The 18,021-nt window shown below is 56.9% G+C and carries 15 protein-coding genes and 1 pseudogene; 11 read left to right on the top strand and 5 right to left on the bottom strand.

Annotation, left to right across the window (positions count from 1 at the left end; all coding sequences use genetic code 11):
• The first annotated feature begins 309 nt into the window (after positions 1-309).
• Positions 310-2,469: a bifunctional acyl-ACP--phospholipid O-acyltransferase/long-chain-fatty-acid--ACP ligase gene (gene aas, locus ABLV75_RS21820; protein ID WP_004105262.1), complete on the top strand. Its 2,160-nt coding sequence runs from the start codon at positions 310-312 to the stop codon at positions 2,467-2,469.
• Complete coding sequence (gene lplT, locus ABLV75_RS21815) at positions 2,462-3,655, top strand: lysophospholipid transporter LplT (protein WP_004105260.1); 1,194 nt, start codon at positions 2,462-2,464, stop codon at positions 3,653-3,655. The genes aas and lplT overlap by 8 nt, the downstream gene beginning before the upstream one ends.
• 304 nt (positions 3,656-3,959) lie before the next feature.
• On the opposite strand, the gene ABLV75_RS21810 is transcribed toward lplT, so the two are convergent.
• From ABLV75_RS21810 to ABLV75_RS21790, 5 genes and pseudogenes are all read right to left on the bottom strand, one after another.
• Positions 3,960-5,000, bottom strand: coding sequence for an NADP(H)-dependent aldo-keto reductase (locus ABLV75_RS21810; RefSeq protein WP_004105257.1), 1,041 nt, complete (start codon positions 4,998-5,000; stop codon positions 3,960-3,962).
• 237 nt (positions 5,001-5,237) lie between these two features.
• Positions 5,238-5,456, bottom strand: coding sequence for a YgdI/YgdR family lipoprotein (locus ABLV75_RS21805; RefSeq protein ID WP_004105255.1), 219 nt, complete (start codon positions 5,454-5,456; stop codon positions 5,238-5,240).
• Between the two features lie 124 nt (positions 5,457-5,580).
• Positions 5,581-6,294, bottom strand: coding sequence for a TerC family protein (locus ABLV75_RS21800; protein WP_004105253.1), 714 nt, complete (start codon positions 6,292-6,294; stop codon positions 5,581-5,583).
• Between the two features lie 186 nt (positions 6,295-6,480).
• Positions 6,481-7,176, bottom strand: coding sequence for a DNA mismatch repair endonuclease MutH (gene mutH, locus ABLV75_RS21795; RefSeq protein WP_004105252.1), 696 nt, complete (start codon positions 7,174-7,176; stop codon positions 6,481-6,483).
• Between the two features lie 121 nt (positions 7,177-7,297).
• Positions 7,298-7,405 (bottom strand): annotated as a pseudogene (locus ABLV75_RS21790) (hypothetical protein); the annotation flags it as partial.
• Between the two features lie 453 nt (positions 7,406-7,858).
• Here ABLV75_RS21790 and rppH point away from each other — a divergent pair.
• The 9 genes from rppH (at position 7,859) to recC (ending at position 17,967) form a co-directional block, all read left to right on the top strand.
• Positions 7,859-8,389 (top strand): RNA pyrophosphohydrolase, encoded by a 531-nt coding sequence (gene rppH, locus ABLV75_RS21785; protein WP_004105248.1) that lies wholly within the window; start codon positions 7,859-7,861, stop codon positions 8,387-8,389.
• 12 nt (positions 8,390-8,401) lie between these two features.
• Entirely contained in the window at positions 8,402-10,648 is a 2,247-nt protein-coding gene (gene ptsP, locus ABLV75_RS21780; RefSeq protein ID WP_004105247.1) for a phosphoenolpyruvate--protein phosphotransferase, read from the top strand.
• Between the two features lie 295 nt (positions 10,649-10,943).
• Positions 10,944-11,819 carry a prolipoprotein diacylglyceryl transferase gene (gene lgt / locus ABLV75_RS21775; RefSeq protein ID WP_004105246.1) on the top strand — a complete coding sequence of 292 codons (876 nt, stop codon included), beginning with the start codon at positions 10,944-10,946 and terminating at the stop codon, positions 11,817-11,819.
• Positions 11,820-11,825: 6 nt separating this feature from the next.
• Positions 11,826-12,620, top strand: coding sequence for a thymidylate synthase (thyA, locus tag ABLV75_RS21770; RefSeq protein WP_004105244.1), 795 nt, complete (start codon positions 11,826-11,828; stop codon positions 12,618-12,620).
• Positions 12,621-12,840: 220 nt separating this feature from the next.
• Positions 12,841-13,308 carry a prepilin peptidase-dependent protein gene (locus tag ABLV75_RS21765; RefSeq protein ID WP_004105242.1) on the top strand — a complete coding sequence of 156 codons (468 nt, stop codon included), beginning with the start codon at positions 12,841-12,843 and terminating at the stop codon, positions 13,306-13,308.
• Positions 13,299-13,862, top strand: coding sequence for a prepilin peptidase-dependent protein (locus ABLV75_RS21760; RefSeq protein ID WP_004105241.1), 564 nt, complete (start codon positions 13,299-13,301; stop codon positions 13,860-13,862). Before ABLV75_RS21765 ends, ABLV75_RS21760 begins: the two co-directional genes overlap by 10 nt.
• Complete coding sequence (locus ABLV75_RS21755) at positions 13,859-14,272, top strand: DUF2509 family protein (RefSeq protein WP_004105239.1); 414 nt, start codon at positions 13,859-13,861, stop codon at positions 14,270-14,272. Before ABLV75_RS21760 ends, ABLV75_RS21755 begins: the two co-directional genes overlap by 4 nt.
• Positions 14,257-14,580 carry a prepilin-type N-terminal cleavage/methylation domain-containing protein gene (locus ABLV75_RS21750; protein WP_004105238.1) on the top strand — a complete coding sequence of 108 codons (324 nt, stop codon included), beginning with the start codon at positions 14,257-14,259 and terminating at the stop codon, positions 14,578-14,580. Before ABLV75_RS21755 ends, ABLV75_RS21750 begins: the two co-directional genes overlap by 16 nt.
• Before the next feature lie 12 nt (positions 14,581-14,592).
• Complete coding sequence (gene recC / locus ABLV75_RS21745; protein WP_004105236.1) at positions 14,593-17,967, top strand: exodeoxyribonuclease V subunit gamma; 3,375 nt, start codon at positions 14,593-14,595, stop codon at positions 17,965-17,967.
• Positions 17,968-18,021 lie beyond the last annotated feature (54 nt).

Genomic DNA, 18,021 nt, shown 5'->3' with positions numbered 1-18,021 from the left:
GATGCGCAGGTTTTTTTTTGCCTGCCGCTGCCGTTGTTACAGTTAGCGAAAATAGCAATAACTGGTTGCACTTAGGCTTATTCCCTTGCGTTTTATGGCTGGCACCGGCGGAGGAAAAAACGAGACAATCAGGATCCCAGAGGTATTGATTGGTGAGTTTTTTACGTACGCTCTTCGTACTGATTATCTTGCACCGACCTGCGCGGATGCGCAGGTTTTTTTTGTCCTGAATTCCGCTCCCCACACTGCATTTCCCGCCGCTTCTCGTGTAACCTGCTTTGACTGATTAACCGGTCAAACGGAGTTGTTATGCTTTTGGGATTTTTTAGACTGCTATTCAAAGGATTGTATCGGGTAAGGCTTACCGGTGACACGCAGGCGCTGTACCAGCAAAAGGTACTGATCACCCCAAACCATGTCTCTTTTATTGACGGCGTTCTGCTGGCGCTTTTCCTGCCGGTGCGCCCGGTCTTTGCGGTCTATTCCTCGATTAGCGAGCGCTGGTTTATGCGCGCGCTAAAGCCGCTGATTGATTTTGTCCCGCTGGATCCCACCAAACCGATGTCGATAAAGCATCTGGTACGCCTCATTGAGCAGGGGCGCCCGGTGGTGATTTTTCCGGAAGGGCGCATTTCGGTGAGCGGTTCGCTGATGAAGATTTACGACGGCGCGGCCTTTGTGGCGGCGAAGTCGCAGGCAACCATAGTGCCGTTGAGAATCGAAGGCGCCGAATTAACCCATTTTAGCCGTCTGAAGGGGCTGGTCAGACGCCGCCTGTTCCCGCGCATTCAGCTGCACCTGCTGCCGCCGACTCATTTGCCGATGCCCGAGGCGCCGCGCGCCCGCGACCGGCGAAAAATTGCCGGTGAGATGCTGCATCAGATCATGATGGAGGCGCGGATGGCGGTGCGCCCGCGCGAAACGCTGTACGAGTCTCTGCTGGCGGCCCAGGACCGCTTCGGCGCGCGTAAAAACTGCGTGGAAGATATCAACTTTCAGCCGGACACCTACCGCAAGCTGCTGACCAAAACCCTGTTCGTGGCGCGTATTCTGGAAAAATACAGCGCTCAGGGCGAAAAAATCGGCCTGATGCTGCCGAATGCGGGAATTAGCGCGGCGGTGATTTTCGGCGCGATCGCCCGTGGACGGATCCCGGCGATGATGAACTATACCGCCGGAGTGAAAGGCCTGAGCAGCGCCATTACCGCGGCGGAAATCAAAACCATCTTTACCTCACGCACCTTTCTCGATAAAGGCAAGCTCTGGCACCTGCCCGAGCAGTTGACTCAGGTGCGCTGGGTGTTTCTCGAAGATTTAAAAGGCGACGTTACCGCCGCCGATAAGCTGTGGATTTTTGGCCATCTGCTGATGCCGAAGCTGGCGCAGGTGAAGCAGGAGCCGGAAGATGCGGCGATGATCCTGTTTACCTCCGGCTCGGAAGGCAATCCGAAAGGAGTGGTACATAGCCACAAGAGCCTGCTGGCCAACGTCGAACAGATTAAAACAATTGCCGACTTTACCGCTAACGACCGCTTTATGTCGGCGCTGCCGCTGTTCCACTCCTTTGGCCTGACGGTCGGCCTGCTGACCCCGCTGTTTACCGGCGCGGAAGTCTTCCTCTATCCCAGCCCGTTACACTACCGCGTGGTGCCGGAACTGGTATATGACCGTAACTGTACCGTGCTGTTCGGCACCTCCACCTTCCTCGGCAACTACGCCCGCTTTGCGAATCCCTATGATTTCTATCGCCTGCGTTACGTTGTCGCCGGCGCAGAGAAGCTGCAGGAGAGCACGAAGCAGATCTGGCAGGACAAGTTTGGTCTGCGCATTCTTGAAGGCTACGGCGTCACCGAATGCGCGCCGGTGGTGTCGATTAACGTGCCGATGGCGACAAAAGTGGGCACCGTTGGCCGAATTCTGCCTGGAATGGATGCGCGTTTGTTGGCGATGCCCGGAATTGAAGAGGGAGGCCGGCTGCAGCTTAAAGGGCCGAACATCATGAACGGCTATCTGTGGGTGGAAAATCCGGGCGTACTGGAAGCGCCCGCGGCGGAGAATCAGCACGGAGAAGTGGAAAACGGCTGGTACGACACCGGAGATATCGTCAGCTTTGACGAGCAGGGCTACGTGCGGATACAGGGCCGCGCGAAGCGCTTTGCCAAAATCGCCGGCGAGATGGTGTCGCTGGAGATGGTCGAGCAGGTGGCGCTGGCGGTTTCGCCGGACAAAATGCACGCCACGGCGATTAAACAGGACGCCAGCAAAGGCGAGGCGCTGGTGCTGTTTACCACCGATAATGAACTGAATCGTGAAAAACTGCTGCGCTATGCCCGCGAACACGGCGTACCGGAGCTGGCGGTACCGCGCGACATTCGCTGGCTGAAACAGCTCCCGGTATTGGGCAGCGGCAAGCCGGACTTTGTCACTCTTAAAAGTATGGTTGATCGGACGGAAGATTCGGATGAGTGAGTCAGTACACACTAACAATTCGCTGTACTCGAAAGGAATGATAGCGGTTATCTGCGCCCAGTTTCTCTCAGCATTCGGCGACAACGCGCTGCTGTTCGCTACCCTGGCGCTGATGAAGCAGCTGTCCTACCCGGAGTGGAGCCAGCCGGTATTACAGATGTTGTTTGTGGGCGCTTACATTCTTTTTGCGCCGTTTGTCGGGCAATTTGCCGATAGCTTCGCTAAGGGACGAGTGATGATGGTAGCCAACGGCCTGAAGCTTATCGGCGCGGGCTGCATCTGCTTCGGCGTGAATCCGTTTCTCGGCTATACCCTGGTCGGTATCGGCGCCGCCGCTTATTCTCCGGCTAAATACGGCATCCTTGGCGAGCTGACCACCGGCGATAAGTTAGTGAAAGCGAATGGCCTGATGGAGTCATCCACCATTGCGGCGATCCTGCTCGGCTCGATGGCGGGCGGTATTCTCGCCGACTGGCACGTTGTGGCGGCGCTCAGCGTCTGCGCGGTGGTGTACGCCGGGGCGGTCGTTGCCAACCTGTGGATCCCGAAGTTGCCCGCGGCGCGTCCGGGGCAATCCTGGCGCTTCAGGCCGATGACCCACAGCTTTTTCAGCGCCTGTACGACCCTATGGCGCAACGGCGAAACCCGCTTTTCATTAGTCGGCACCAGCTTGTTCTGGGGAGCGGGCGTGACGCTGCGCTTTCTGCTGGTGCTGTGGGTCCCGGTAGCGCTGGGCATTACCAGCAACGCGATGCCGACCTACCTTAACGCGATGGTGGCGGTGGGGATCGTGCTGGGAGCTGGCGCGGCGGCGAAGCTGGTGACGTTGGAAACGGTGTCGCGCTGTATGCCTGCCGGGATATTAATTGGCGTGGCGGTCATCTTTTTCGCCATTCAGCAGGCGCTGCTGCCGGCGTTTGCTCTGCTGCTGCTGCTCGGCGCGTTTGGCGGCTTCTTTATCGTGCCGCTCAATGCGCTGCTCCAGGAGCGCGGCAAGCATACGGTCGGCGCGGGCAACGCTATCGCGGTGCAGAACCTGGGCGAAAACGTGGCGATGCTGCTGATGCTGGGGCTCTATTCGCTGGCGGTGAGCATCGGCATTCCGGTGGTCGGCGTGGGGATGGGTTTTGGCGTAGTGTTCGCGCTGGCAATTACCGCCCTGTGGATCTGGGGACGGCGCAAATAACATCCCCGGCTCGCGCTGCGCTTAGCCAGGCTACCGTTCCGCCTATGCGGTGACGCTGTAGCCCGGATAAGGCGTCAGCCGCAATCCGGGAATATCCCCCCGCATGCGCAGCGTTTAGCCAGGCTGCCGTTCCGTGCCTGCGGCGATGTTGTAGCCCGGATAAGGCGTCAGCCGCAATCCGGGAGCTTTTAGAACTTGTAGCCCGAAAAGATGCTTAGCATCGCCTCCGGGAAAGAGGCCTGTATGGTTGCGCCATTTTGTCGCCCGGACAAGGCGTTCACGCCGCGACCGGGACTTTACGCTCTTACGGCGCCGGGTAGGTATAGACCTGATGCACCGCTTCAATCTCCGCTAACACCTCTGCGCTCAGCTCCAGATGGAGGCTTTCGACGTTGGTTTTCAGCTGTTCCATGGTCGTCGCGCCCAGCAGGGTACTGGCGACAAACGGCTGACGACGCACGAAGGCCAGCGCCATTTGTGCCGGGTCAAGGTTATGCCGCTTCGCGATATCGACATAGGCCGCCACCGCTTTTTGCGTTTGCTCGCCGCTATAGCGCGTAAAACGGCTGAACAGCGTATTGCGCGCGCCGGCCGGTTTTGCGCCATTGAGGTACTTCCCGGTCAGCGTACCGAACGCGAGGCAGGAATAGGCCAGCAGTTCAACGCCTTCATACTGGCTAACTTCCGCCAGGCCCACTTCATAGCTGCGGTTCACCAGGCTGTACGGGTTCTGGATCGTCACAATGCGCGGCAGGTCGTGTTTATCCGCAAGATGAAGGTAACGCATGACGCCAAATGCTGTTTCGTTGGAAACGCCGATATAGCGAATTTTGCCGGCACGCTGGAATTCAGCCAGAGCATCCAGCGTATCCAGGAGAGTGACGACCGGCGCGGAATCGGCCCAGGTGTAGCCCAGTTTGCCGAAACAGTTGGTTGGGCGCTGCGGCCAGTGTACCTGATAGAGATCGAGATAATCGGTCTGCAGGCGCTTCAGGCTGTCGTGAAGCGCCTCGCGGATATTTTTACGATCCAGTTTGTGGTCAGGACGGATGCTGCTGTCGTTATTGCGGGCAGGGCCGCTGACTTTAGAGGCGATAACCAGCTTCTCGCGGTTACCGCGCTTCGCCAGCCAGTTGCCGACGTAGGTTTCCGTCAGACCCTGGGTTTCCGGGCGCGGCGGGACGGGATACATTTCAGCGACATCGATCAGGTTTATGCCCTGGCTCACGGCGTAATCGAGCTGCTCATGGGCGTCTGCCTCGCTATTCTGCTCACCAAACGTCATTGTGCCCAGCCCCAGCGTGCTGATTTCAAGAGAACTGTGTGGGATACGGTGATACTGCATAGCCGGCTTCCTTTTTTTATCAACAAGGTCAGGCGTTCCCCGACAAAGGAATATAAAAATGGCAGAGGGGAAGAAAAAGGGGAAGTAAAAAAATCAAAAAAGCCGGGCTGGCGGAATCAGGCCTGACGAATCCTCACGGACAGATCAGGTGTATCCCGACTTTTATTTTAATGCTGAAGAATATTGAAACCTGCTCAGGCGAGCGATAAAGGAGCCATCGCTGCGTAGCGGCGAGTCTTAACGTTTAATAATCTGCGAAACGTCATCACGATTGATCTGCATTTTATTACCCTGCTGATCTTCGTAGCTGATAAGGCCGGTATCGTCGTCTATAGCGGGTTTGCCGTCAGTCAGAATCATGCGACCATCTTTGGTTGCCATGACGTAATCGCTGCTGCAACCTGAAACCGAGAACGCCAGTCCTACGGCGGAAATCAATACTGCCCATTTTTTCATCGTTATCACCCCTATTATAGCCGCACCTCGTACCAGTATATTAATAGCCTGATTTGTGAGACATAAAAAGCAGTTAAGTCTTAAAAAAAGATTGCAGCCCGTTTCAGGGCTGCATTTTAGCGCTCTACAGCGGATTTTTTTTATTTCGCAGCAGGTTGAGGCTCTCAACCGCAATCGAGAAGAACATGGCGAAATAGATGTAACCTTTCGGCACGTGCACGTCGAAACTTTCGAGCATCAGCGTAAAGCCGACAAGGATCAAAAACGACAGCGCCAGCATTTTTACCGAAGGGTGGCGATCGACAAAATCGCCTATCGAGCGGGCGGCAACCATCATCACCAGCACCGCGATAACTACTGCCGCCATCATTATAAACAGATGATCCGACAGCCCAACGGCGGTAATGACCGAATCGAGGCTGAAAATAATATCCAGCAGCATAATCTGCACGATAGCGCCCATAAATGAATGGACGTTGGTTTTCAGCCCTTCTTCTTCGCCTTCGATGGATTCGTGGATCTCTTTACTCGCTTTCCAGATCAGAAACAGCCCGCCGAGCAGCAGGATCAGATCGCGAAAAGAGATCTCCTGACCTAATACGGTAAAGAGAGGGTTAGTGAGCTTGACGACCCATGCGATTGACGCCAGCAGCGCCAGACGCATGATCATCGCGCCCATCAGCCCAATGCGGCGGGCATGTGCCCGTTGCGCCGTGGGCAGCTTAGCGACCACCAGAGAGAGGAAAATAATATTATCGATCCCGAGCACTATCTCCAGCAGCGTCAGCGTACCAAGCGCCAGCCAGGCGTTAGGATCGGTTACCCATGCAAATAACATCGTTCAAAGTCCTGCAAAATAGAAAGAAGCAATTATATGCAACCGTCATGGCAGAACAAAAAATTAATCATCATCCAGGCCGTTCAGCTTCGGTTTCCCTTATTGTTAGCCGATTGCGCTGACCCAGGTCGCGTAAGGTTTCTACGCTTCGGCAGGCGTTTAATGACCGCCGTGAAGCAAGCCGATTTATTTAGGGTAAAGAAGAAAATGGCGGGCGAGCAGGGCGGCGGTAAAATTTTTCTTCAGATAGAAACCGCGCGGTAAGGTGAGGATCGGTTCGCCGCGGGCGCCTACGGCCTCGGTCAGCGCTTTGCTGTTGGCCGCTTTCGGGCGCAGCTGCAGAACTTCGCCGTGGCGAGCGGTGATACGTTCGACCTGGCCAAGGACGATCAGGTCCATCAGCTCTTCCCAATCCATACGTAGCTGTCGCTCTTCTTCTTCGCTGGGGCTCCACAGCAGCGGAGCCCCAACGCGGCGGTCGGCTAAAGGGATCGCACGATCGCCCTCTACCGGTACCCACAGCACGCGCTTAAGCTTGTGACGAACGTGGCTGCTCTCCCAGGTAACGCCGCTGTTGCCGGTTAGCGGCGCGACGCAGACGAAGGTGGTTTCCAGCGGCCGGCCAAAAGCATCGATGGGAATTGTTTTCAGCTCAACGCCGAGGGCGGCGAAATCCTGCTCTGGCTTGCTGCCTGCGCTCGCCCCCAGCCATATTTCCAGCAGAATACCGATCCAGCCTTTATCACGTTTTAAATCGCGCGGAATGGGAATTCCGGCAAGCATCGCCAGCTCTCCCAGCGAATAGCCTGCCAGCTGCTGCGCCTGGGCCAGCAGCTGCGCCTGGCTTTGCGGGGGGGATAACAGCGGCGCGATGGTCGACATAACGTAAAACCTCTGGCTAAAAAATGAGCGGTAATTTCATCCGTTGTGGATAGAGTTTACCTTTTCTTGGGTAAGTATGACAATTTGATGATTCATATAGCTTTTTTTGCGATTTTTTGCCGCGATGAAATTTGTAAAACCGGGTTTTCCAGAACTGGTCACCGACAATGAACAGGATCTTACACCATGTTATCCACAGAAAAATGGGATAACTGGGGAAAAGCCCCACTACTGTTTCCATTTACAGCCTTGACGTGAGAGGAAAATCGAGTTTTTAGACAAAATATGCCCAGAGCGCTTGCGTAATCTGTGGATAAAACCAACATTGCTCGATCTTTCATCAGTTCCGGGATCGCTTATGTGATGATCGTCACGTTATGCAGTGGATTATGAAATTTCATCATGCTAACTTAATGAAAATTAGGTCATTATTATCGAGGGTTATGACTACGCCGTTCGGATGATTCCGGGTTTTCCCTGGTTAATTCCGTACTTCTTCACAACTCTATCCACAGAAAAAGTGAATAAAATCGTCCGGGTACGGCTTTCGCTGTTTATAACTCCGGGTATTACTGTGAGTTATTCAAATGTTATTCGATCTCATCGCCCTCACAGAGTGGTTTACCGTTTCCAGCGAGTGTGAAACAATCATTCACATTGAAGCTTATTTTGAGGTAGTCCGGTGATTGATGACGATGGCTACCGCCCAAATGTCGGTATTGTAATCTGTAATCGCCAGGGCCAGGTTATGTGGGCCAGGCGCTATGGTCAGCACTCGTGGCAGTTCCCGCAAGGGGGCATAAATCCAGGAGAATCAGCAGAGCAGGCGATGTATCGGGAATTGTTCGAAGAAGTCGGGCTTAGCCGCAAAGATGTGCGGATCCTCGCTTCAACCCGTAACTGGTTGCGTTACAAATTGCCTAAACGTTTGGTGCGTTGGGACACAAAGCCGGTATGTATCGGCCAGAAACAGAAGTGGTTTCTCCTGCAATTGATAGGCAGTGATGCAGATGTCAATATGCAAACCAGCAGTACACCTGAGTTTGATGGCTGGCGATGGGTAAGCTACTGGTACCCGGTGCGTCAGGTGGTGTCGTTTAAGCGCGACGTATACCGCAGGGTGATGAAAGAGTTTGCCAGCGTCACAATGGCGCTGGCGGAAAACACGCCTAAGCCGCAAAGCGCGCCTGCATATCGACGTAAAAGAGGTTAAGCCACGCACATTATGCTCACTCGGTTGCGAGAAATAGTCGAGAAGGTCGCGAGTGCGCCACGTTTAAACGAGGCGCTGGATATCCTGGTAACCGATATCTGCGCTGCGATGGAGACGGAAGTTTGTTCGGTTTATCTGGCTGATCATGACCGACGCTGTTATTACCTGATGGCGACGCGCGGGTTGAAAAAGCCCCGCGGGCGCATCGTTGCGCTTGCTTTTGATGAAGGCCTGGTCGGCCTGGTCGGCCGCCTGGCGGAACCCATCAACCTCGCCGACGCGCAAAAGCACCCCAGCTTTAAATATATTCCTGCCGTAAAAGAGGGCCGCTTTCGCGCTTTCCTCGGGGTGCCGATTATCCAGCGGCGTCAGCTGCTCGGCGTGCTGGTGGTACAGCAGCGCGAGCTGCGCCAGTTTGACGAAAGCGAAGAGTCTTTTCTTGTCACGCTGGCCACGCAAATCGCCGGCATTCTCTCCCAGTCCCAGCTAAACGCGCTATTTGGTCAGTATCGTCAGACCCGCATCCGCGCGCTGCCCGCATCGTCCGGCGTAGCAATTGCCGAAGGCTGGATGGACGTCAGCCTGCCGCTGATGGAGCAGGTTTATGAAGCCTCAACCCTCGATACCGCTTCCGAGCGCGAGCGGCTGACCGGCGCGCTGGAAGAGGCGGCGAATGAGTTTCGCCGCTACAGCAAACGCTACTCTGCCGGCGCGCAGAAAGAGACGGCGGCCATTTTTGACCTCTATTCGCACCTGCTCTCTGACGCGCGCCTGCGCCGCGAGCTGTTTGCCGAAGTGGATAAAGGCGCGGTGGCCGAATGGGCGGTGAAAAAGATCATCGAGAAATTCGCCGAACAGTTTGCCGCGCTCAGCGATGGCTATCTGAAAGAGCGCGCGGGCGATCTGCGCACGCTGGGCCAGCGGCTGCTTTTCCATCTCGACGACAGTATTCAGGGGCCAAATACCTGGCCGGAGCGCATCGTGCTGGTGGCGGATGAACTGTCGGCCACCACCTTAGCGGAGGTTCCTCAGGATCGTTTAGCCGGCGTGGTGGTGCGCGATGGCGCGGCGAACTCCCATGCCGCGATTATGGTCCGCGCGTTGGGCATTCCGACGGTGATGGGGGCGGATATCCAGCCTTCGTTGCTGCACGGCCATACGCTGATTGTCGATGGCTATCGCGGCGAGCTGCTGGTCGACCCGGAGCCGGTGCTGCTGCAAGAGTATCAGCGCCTGATCAGCGAAGAAAACGAGCTTAGCCGCCTGGCTGAGGACGATCTTGAACGCGCTTCGGAACTGAAAAGCGGCGAGCGGGTAAAAGTGATGCTCAACGCGGGCCTGAGCCCCGAGCATGAAGAAAAGCTCGGCAACTTCGTCGACGGGATTGGACTTTACCGTACCGAAATCCCCTTTATGCTGCAAAGCGGCTTCCCCTCTGAAGAGGAGCAGGTTGCCCAATATCAGGGCATGCTGCAGATGTTCAACGATAAATCGGTGACGCTGCGCACGCTGGACATCGGCGCGGACAAACAGCTGCCGTACATGCCGATCAGCGAAGAGAACCCGTGCCTTGGCTGGCGTGGGATTCGGATCACGCTCGATCAGCCGGAGATCTTTCTGGTTCAGGTCCGCGCGATGCTGCGTGCCAACGCGGCGACCGGAAACCTCAGCATCCTGCTGCCGATGGTTACCAGCCTCGATGAAGTGGATGAGGCTCGTCGCCTGATCGATCGCGCCAGCCGCGAAGTGGAAGAGATGATCGGCTACGCCATTCCCCGCCCGCGTCTTGGCGTGATGCTGGAAGTGCCGTCGATGGTCTTTATGCTGCCGCAGCTGGCGAACCGCGTCGATTTTATTTCCGTCGGCACCAACGATCTGACCCAGTACATTCTGGCGGTGGATCGCAATAATACCCGGGTCGCCAGTATGTATGACAGCCTGCATCCTGGGGTTCTGCGGGCGCTGGCGATGATCGCCCGCGACGCCGAGCGTTTTGGTATCGATCTGCGCCTGTGCGGAGAAATGGCGGGCGATCCGATGTGCGTGACGATCCTGATTGGCATGGGTTATCGTCATCTGTCGATGAACGGCCGTTCGGTGGCGAGAGTGAAGTACCTGCTGCGGCGCATCGATATCAATGAAGCTCAGGAGCTTTCACAGCGAAGCCTGGAAGCGCAGATGACCGCCGAAGTGCGCCATCAGGTCGCGGCATTTATGGAACGACGAGGACTCGGCGGCCTGATTCGCGGCGGCCGTTAGCGCGGGCTACGGTTCAAGAATTTGTAGCCCGGGTAAGGCGTTAGCCGTGACCCGGGACAACGCTGACGAGGTTCGAGCGGCCTGAGGGTTGGGTAGCCCGGACAGGCGCAGCGCGCCGCCTCCGGGAATGCTCAGCCGCGAATTCGCATTCGTATACATATCTTTTACATGTCCAACGGGGATCGCCCCTGGCGCTTATGCTATCATTCGCAGCCTTTGGAGCGCCCGTTTCTGACGCGCGTGAACGATCCCCGCTGTCCACTTTCGGCGGAATAACAAGTCTTTATGGTGACAGATGAATAGTGGCTACCTGCATTTTCCGGAGTTTGATCCGGTAATTTTTTCCATTGGACCGGTCTCCCTCCACTGGTACGGCCTGATGTACCTGGTTGGGTTTGTTTTTGCGATGTGGTTGGCCACCCGTCGGGCCAATCGTCCAGGCAGCGGTTGGACAAAAAACGAAGTTGAAAACCTGCTGTACGCCGGATTCCTTGGGGTTTTCCTCGGCGGGCGTCTTGGCTATGTCTTCTTCTACAACCTGCCGGTGTTCCTCGACGATCCGATCTATCTGTTCCGCGTCTGGGACGGCGGTATGTCCTTCCACGGCGGCCTGATCGGCGTGATTCTGGTGATGATCATTTTCGCCAAACGCACCAAGCGTACCTTCTTCCAGGTTTCTGACTTCATTGCGCCGCTGATTCCGTTTGGCCTCGGCGCCGGGCGTCTGGGTAACTTTATCAACGGTGAACTGTGGGGGCGCGTCGATCCGAACTTCCACTACAGCATGATTTTCCCCGGCTCTCGGGCGGAAGATCTGGCGCTGCTGCCATCGCATCCGGAGTGGCAATCGCTGTTCGATACCTACGGCGCGCTGCCGCGTCATGCTTCGCAGCTCTATGAACTGGCGCTGGAAGGCGTGGTGCTGTTCCTGATCCTGAACCTCTTTATCCGTAAGCCGCGTCCGGCCGGTTCGGTTTCCGGGCTGTTCCTTATCGGCTATGGCTTGTTCCGCATCATCGTGGAATTCTTCCGCCAGCCTGATGCGCAGTTTACCGGCGGCTGGGTACAGTACATCAGCATGGGGCAGATTCTTTCGATTCCGATGGTGCTTGCGGGTATCATAATGATGGTCTGGGCGTACCGTTCTCGTCCGCAGCAACAAAATTCTTGAGGAACCATGAAACAGTATCTTGATTTGATGCAGAAAGTGCTCGACGAGGGCACGCAAAAAAATGACCGCACCGGTACCGGCACCGTCTCTATTTTCGGCCACCAGATGCGTTTTAACCTGCAGGAAGGATTCCCGTTGGTGACGACCAAGCGCTGTCATTTACGCTCCATCATCCATGAACTGCTGTGGTTCCTGAAGGGTGACACCAACGTCGCGTATCTGCACGAAAACAACGTCACTATCTGGGATGAATGGGCGGATGAAAACGGCGACCTGGGTCCGGTTTATGGCAAGCAGTGGCGTTCCTGGCCCGCGCCGGACGGCCGTCACATCGACCAGATTAGCACGGTGATGGAACAGCTGAAAAACGATCCGGACTCTCGTCGGATTATCGTCTCGGCCTGGAACGTCGGCGAACTGAACAAAATGGCGCTGGCGCCGTGCCATGCGTTCTTCCAGTTCTATGTCGCCGACGGCAAGCTCTCCTGCCAGCTCTATCAGCGCTCTTGCGACGTGTTCCTCGGCCTGCCGTTCAATATCGCCAGCTACGCGCTGCTGGTGCATATGGTAGCCCAGCAGTGCGACCTCGAAGTGGGCGATTTTGTCTGGACCGGCGGCGACACGCACCTGTACAGCAACCACATGGAGCAGACGCACCTGCAGCTAAGCCGCGAACCGCGGGCGCTGCCGAAGCTGGTGATCAAACGCAAGCCAGCGTCGATTTTCGACTACCGCTTTGAAGACTTCGAAATCGAAGGGTACGATCCGCATCCGGGGATTAAAGCGCCGGTCGCGATTTAACCCCGAAGTCATGATGAAAACCGGCGCCTGCGAGCGCCGGTTTTTTTATGCGCCAGCCCGGCCGAGCCGCGGCTGTAAGCCGCTGGTCGTACGGATTTTTTGCGAGCAGATTTCCTGTACTTTTGTAATCCGTTGCAACGCCTTGAATACTCTCCGAGGCGCGACGCAAAGCGCCATTTTCTCGTTCGTATAAAGCCTCAATGCTACGCATACTCGGGCCATGAACAGAGAACATGGCTATACCCTGATTGAAACCCTGGTCACCATGGTCGTCGTCGTCATTCTTGGCGCCAGCGGACTTTATGGCTGGCAGAGCTGGCAACATCAGCAGCGTCTGTGGCAAACCGCCTGCCAGGTTCGCGATTATCTGGTGCTGCTACGCGATGACGCCAACTGGCACAACCGCGACAGGGTATTAAGCGTCGACCGAAGCGCGGAGGGCTGGTGCCTGAGCGTCAGCGGAGCGACGAACGACTGTAGCGTCAGCAACGCTTTCACGCTGCAGCCGCTATGGCCGGAGGTTTCGCTCAGCGCGATGACGCCGGGGCTAGGATTTTACGGCCTGCGAAATACCGCCTGGGCGGGACATATCCGCCTGCAAAGCGCGGCGGGCGGCTGGAATATTATCGTTTCTAACTGGGGGCGAATCCGCCTGTGCCGCGGCGAGGAGACGGCATCATGTCTGTAAAACGTCGCGGTTTTTCGCTGCCGGAAACGCTGATCGCGATGGCTATTAGCTCCGTGCTATTGCTCGGCAGCGCGCGTTTTCTCCCGGCGCTGCAGTGGGCCGCGCTTCGCCAGACCCGGCAGCAGGCGCTGGAAAATGAACTATGGCAGCGAATCTACACCGTAGCGAAGCATCTGCAGCGCGCAGGTTATTGCCGTGGCCGCTGTAGCGGGCAACCGCTGTATATCGCAGAGAGCGGCGATTGCCTGCTTGTTCGTTGGGATGGCAACAGCGATGGCGTCTGGAATCGCTCTCCGTCATCAGAATCTGATACTACCGGATTTCGCCTGCGCGACGGGGCGCTGGAAACCCTGAGAGGGGCGGAGGAGTGTAGCGGCAAGGGCTGGGAGAAAATGACCAATCCAGCGGCGATTCAGGTCACCGTTTTTCAGGTTACCCGGCAGAATAAGACGGATTTTTCGCCTGAGTTGTCGATAACGCTGGCGGCGCATTCCGTTGCCGACCCGCAAATCCGCGCGCGAGCGGAATATGGCGTAACGGGGTATAACCTGTGAATCGCCAGCGCGGGCTCTCTTCGCTGCTGATGGTGCTACTGCTTTTAGCGCTTGGCACACTGTTACTCCAGGGGCTGCACCAGCAGCAGCGTTCGCTGTTAGCGCAGACGGCCAGCGAAACGCGGGCGCTTCGCGACGCTGCTGATGCGCATTCCGCGCTGCAGTGGGGAAAAACGCTGACCTGGCCGTTGCAAGAGGCGGTTAGCTGCCAGCAGAAGGCTGCACTCGACTGGCGCGCCTGTCTGAGGATCTTTAGCGACGCCTCGGTATTGCTCATTGGCAGCAGCGGCGGTGGCAGAATGCTGCTGTGGCAGTCGGGCGCTGTGGAACAAAACCGCGTCCATTTTTCACCACACGGCTGGAGCGATTTTTGCCCGTTAAAGGAGACGAGCCTATGCCAGATGCCCTGAGCCGGCAGAGAGGGTTTAGCCTGCCGGAAACGCTCCTGGCTTTAGTCTTGCTGATCGTCACCGTCACTGCGTTGGCGGGCTATCAGCGCGGGCTGGCCAGCAGTTCTATGCAGCTCACCCAGTACCGTCAGCTGTGGCGCGATGCGTGGCGATTTGGTCAGCTTAGCCCTCCGGCGATTGCCGGGGGCCACCAGATATCCCGTATGCAGACATCGATGCAAAGATGTGTCAGCATCACGGTAACGATCACGATGCCCGCAGCCAGGCGGGCGCAGATGACCCGGCTCCATTGCCCGGTCAGTCAGTAGCCAGGAGCGAATATGTTAAGGGTGTACCACTCAAACCGTCTGGATGTGCTTGAAGCCTTGATGGAGTTTATCGTCGAGCGCCAGCGGCTGGATGACCCTTTTATGCCGGAAATGGTGCTGGTACAGAGTACCGGGATGGCGCAGTGGCTGCAGATGACGCTGGCGAAGCGCTTCGGGATTGCGGCCAACATTGAGTTCCCGCTACCCGCCAGTTTTATCTGGGACATGTTCGTGCGGGTGCTGAAAGATATCCCCGGAGAAAGCGCGTTCAGCAAGCAAAGCATGAGCTGGAAACTTATGACTCTGTTACCCGAGCGGCTTAATGATGAATCTTTTACGCTACTGCGCCACTACCTGCATGACGATAGCGACAAGCGTAAACTGTTTCAGCTGGCCGCCAGAGTGGCGGATCTCTACGACCAGTATCTGGTTTATCGCCCGGAGTGGCTGATGCGCTGGGAGGCTGACCAGCGCGTTGACGGTCTGGGAGAGGCGCAGGAGTGGCAGGCGCCGCTGTGGAAAGCGCTGGTGGAATATACCGCCGAGCTGGGCCAGCCGCTGTGGCATCGCGCCAACTTGTACCAACGTTTTATCAGCGCGCTTGAAGACGCCGAACAGCCGCCCGCCGGGCTGCCATCACGGGTCTTTATTTGCGGAATATCGGCGCTGCCGCCGGTGTATCTGCAGGCGCTCCAGGCGCTGGGTAAACATGTTGATGTATATGTCCTCTTCACTAACCCGTGCCGCTACTACTGGGGCGACATCAAAGATCCGGCATTTCTGGCCAAACTGCTGTCCCGCCAGCGGCGCCACCACCGCGAAACGGCGCGAGAGCTGCCACTGTTCCGCGATGCGGAACAGGCGCCGGGGCTGTTCAACGACGCCGGTGAGCAGGATGTCGGCAACCCGCTACTGGCCTCCTGGGGTAAGCTGGGGCGCGACTATATCTACCTGCTGGCGGGTCTTGAACGCTATGAAGAGCTGGACGCTTTTGTCGATATTGTGCCGGATAACCTGCTGCATAATCTTCAGGCGGACATTCTCGAACTGCGCAATGAAGCCGTGGCCGGGCGCAGCGCCGAAGAGTTTGCCAATAGCGGCAGCAAGCGGCCATTGGCAGCGGACGATCGCAGCCTGACGATTCATGTTTGTCATAGCCCACAGCGAGAAGTTGAGGTGTTGCACGATCGGCTGCTGGCGATGCTCGAAGAGAATCCCGAGCTCACGCCGCGCGATATTATCGTCATGGTGGCGGATATCGATAGCTATAGCCCGTATATTCAGGCAGTTTTCGGCAGCGCCAGCGGCGAACGCTGGCTGCCGTGGGCGATTTCCGATCGACGCGCCCGTGAATCGCATCCGGCACTGCAGGCCTTTCTCACGCTCCTTTCGCTGCCCGATAGCCGCTTTGCCAGCGAAGATGTGCTGGCGCTGCTTGACGTGCCGGTGCTGGCGGCGCGCTTTAACATTGACGAAGAGGGGCTGCGCTACCTGCGACAGTGGGTGAACGAATCGGGCGTACGCTGGGGGATGGATGATGACAACGTGCGTGAACTCGACCTCCCGGCAACCGGCCAGCATACCTGGCGCTTTGGCCTGACGCGCATGTTATTGGGCTATGCCATGGACAGCAGCGAGGGTGAGTGGCGCTCGGTGCTGCCTTATGATGAGTCGAGCGGGCTGATTGCCGAGCTGGTGGGCAACCTGGCATCGCTGCTGATGCAGCTTAATCTCTGGCGTCGCGGGCTGGCCCAGGAGCGGCCACTGGCCGAGTGGCTACCGGTATGCCGCGATCTGCTGAACGACTTTTTCCTCCCGGATAGCGAAACGGAAGCCGCCCTCGCGCTGATAGAACAGCAGTGGCAGGCGGTGATTGACGGCGGCGTCGACGCCCAGTATGGCGAAACGGTACCGCTCTCATTGCTGCGCGATGAGCTGTCCCTGCGCCTCGATCAGCAGCGTATCAGCCAGCGCTTTCTCGCCGGGCCGGTTAATATTTGCACCCTGATGCCGATGCGTTCGATTCCTTTCAAGGTGGTCTGCCTGCTGGGGATGAACGACGGTGTTTATCCGCGCACGCTTGCGCCGCTGGGCTTTGACCTGATGAGTCAGAAGCCGCAGCGCGGCGACCGTAGCCGTCGCGATGACGACCGCTATCTGTTCCTTGAAGCCCTGATGTCCGCCGAGCAGAAGCTCTATATCAGCTATATCGGCCGTTCTATTCAGGATAACAGCGAACGCTATCCCTCGGTTCTGGTTCAGGAGCTGGCGGACTATATCGGTCAGAGCCACTGCCTGGAAGGAGACGAAGATCTGGATTGCGATGCCAGCGAGCGTCGCGTTAAAGAACATATTACTCATCTGCATACCCGCATGCCTTTTGATGCCGCGAATTTTCTGGCGAACGAAGATCAAAGCTATGCCCGGGAATGGCTGGCGGCTGCCAGCCAGCAGGGGGAAGCCCACGGTGAGTTTATCCAGCCGCTACCGGTCCCTGAACTCGATCACCTGCCTCTGGAACAGCTGCTGCGCTTCTGGCAGCATCCGGTACGCGCCTTCTTTCAGCAGCGGCTGCGGGTGAATTTCCGCTCGGAAGAGAGCGAGATCCCTGACGATGAACCTTTTACCCTCGAAGGGCTGAGCCGCTATCAGTTGAACCAGCAGTTGCTTAATACGCTGATTGAACAGCAGGACGCCTCGGCAATGTATCGCCGTTTTCGTGCCGCCGGGGAGCTACCCTATGGCGCATTCGGCGAACTGGCCTGGGAAACGCAGCGTCAGGAGATGCAGAACCTGGCAGAGCGGGTAATAGCCTGCCGTCAACCGGGGCAGAGCATGGAAATCGATTTGCAATGTAACGGAGTCAACATTACTGGCTGGCTACAGCAGGTACAATCCGACGGTTTGCTGCGCTGGCGGCCATCGTTATTAAGCGTGGCGCAGGGAATGCAACTTTGGCTGGAGCATCTTGTCTATTGTGCTAGCGGCGGTCGCGGCGAAAGTCGGCTGTTTGTGCGCAAAGAAGGCGAGTGGCGCTTTCCCCCGCTGGCGCAGGAACAGGCCCAGGAATACCTGAATGAGCTCGTTGACGGTTACCTGCAGGGAATGTCAAAACCGCTGCTGTTGCTGCCGGAAAGCGGCGGCGCATGGCTAAAAGTCTGTTATGACGCCGAAAAGAATGTCATGTTAATGGACGAAGAGACGCAGCAAAAAGCGCGCAGTAAATTTCTTCAGGCTTATGAAGGGAACATGGTGGTCAGAGGCGAAGGTGCCGACGTCTGGTATCAGCGCCTGTGGCGCACCCTGGAGCCGGAATACTATGAAGAGATCCTTACGCAAACGCAGCGTTATTTGCTACCGGTGTTTCGTTTTCATCAGTCCGAATAACATTGTAATAGTATAAAAATTGCGCAATAGATGGCACTTCATTTATGATGCGCA

It is taken from the genome of Klebsiella sp. CN_Kp066 (assembly GCF_040065135.1).
Lineage (GTDB): Bacteria > Pseudomonadota > Gammaproteobacteria > Enterobacterales > Enterobacteriaceae > Klebsiella > Klebsiella oxytoca.
This window is presented reverse-complemented; position numbering and strand designations above follow the sequence as displayed.

What these genes read in the sequence shown, in the direction of transcription:
- ABLV75_RS21765 (WP_004105242.1), top strand. Translation starts at nt 12,841, where the DNA reads ATGAACAGAGAACATGGCTATACCCTGATTGAAACCCTGGTCACCATG.
- lgt (WP_004105246.1), top strand. Translation starts at nt 10,944, where the DNA reads ATGAATAGTGGCTACCTGCATTTTCCGGAGTTTGATCCGGTAATTTTT.
- mutH (WP_004105252.1), bottom strand. Translation starts at nt 7,176, where the DNA reads ATGTCGACCATCGCGCCGCTGTTATCCCCCCCGCAAAGCCAGGCGCAG.
- thyA (WP_004105244.1), top strand. Translation starts at nt 11,826, where the DNA reads ATGAAACAGTATCTTGATTTGATGCAGAAAGTGCTCGACGAGGGCACG.
- ABLV75_RS21760 (WP_004105241.1), top strand. Translation starts at nt 13,299, where the DNA reads ATGTCTGTAAAACGTCGCGGTTTTTCGCTGCCGGAAACGCTGATCGCG.
- ABLV75_RS21800 (WP_004105253.1), bottom strand. Translation starts at nt 6,294, where the DNA reads ATGTTATTTGCATGGGTAACCGATCCTAACGCCTGGCTGGCGCTTGGT.
- ABLV75_RS21810 (WP_004105257.1), bottom strand. Translation starts at nt 5,000, where the DNA reads ATGCAGTATCACCGTATCCCACACAGTTCTCTTGAAATCAGCACGCTG.
- lplT (WP_004105260.1), top strand. Translation starts at nt 2,462, where the DNA reads ATGAGTGAGTCAGTACACACTAACAATTCGCTGTACTCGAAAGGAATG.
- aas (WP_004105262.1), top strand. Translation starts at nt 310, where the DNA reads ATGCTTTTGGGATTTTTTAGACTGCTATTCAAAGGATTGTATCGGGTA.
- ABLV75_RS21750 (WP_004105238.1), top strand. Translation starts at nt 14,257, where the DNA reads ATGCCAGATGCCCTGAGCCGGCAGAGAGGGTTTAGCCTGCCGGAAACG.
- ptsP (WP_004105247.1), top strand. Translation starts at nt 8,402, where the DNA reads ATGCTCACTCGGTTGCGAGAAATAGTCGAGAAGGTCGCGAGTGCGCCA.
- ABLV75_RS21805 (WP_004105255.1), bottom strand. Translation starts at nt 5,456, where the DNA reads ATGAAAAAATGGGCAGTATTGATTTCCGCCGTAGGACTGGCGTTCTCG.
- recC (WP_004105236.1), top strand. Translation starts at nt 14,593, where the DNA reads ATGTTAAGGGTGTACCACTCAAACCGTCTGGATGTGCTTGAAGCCTTG.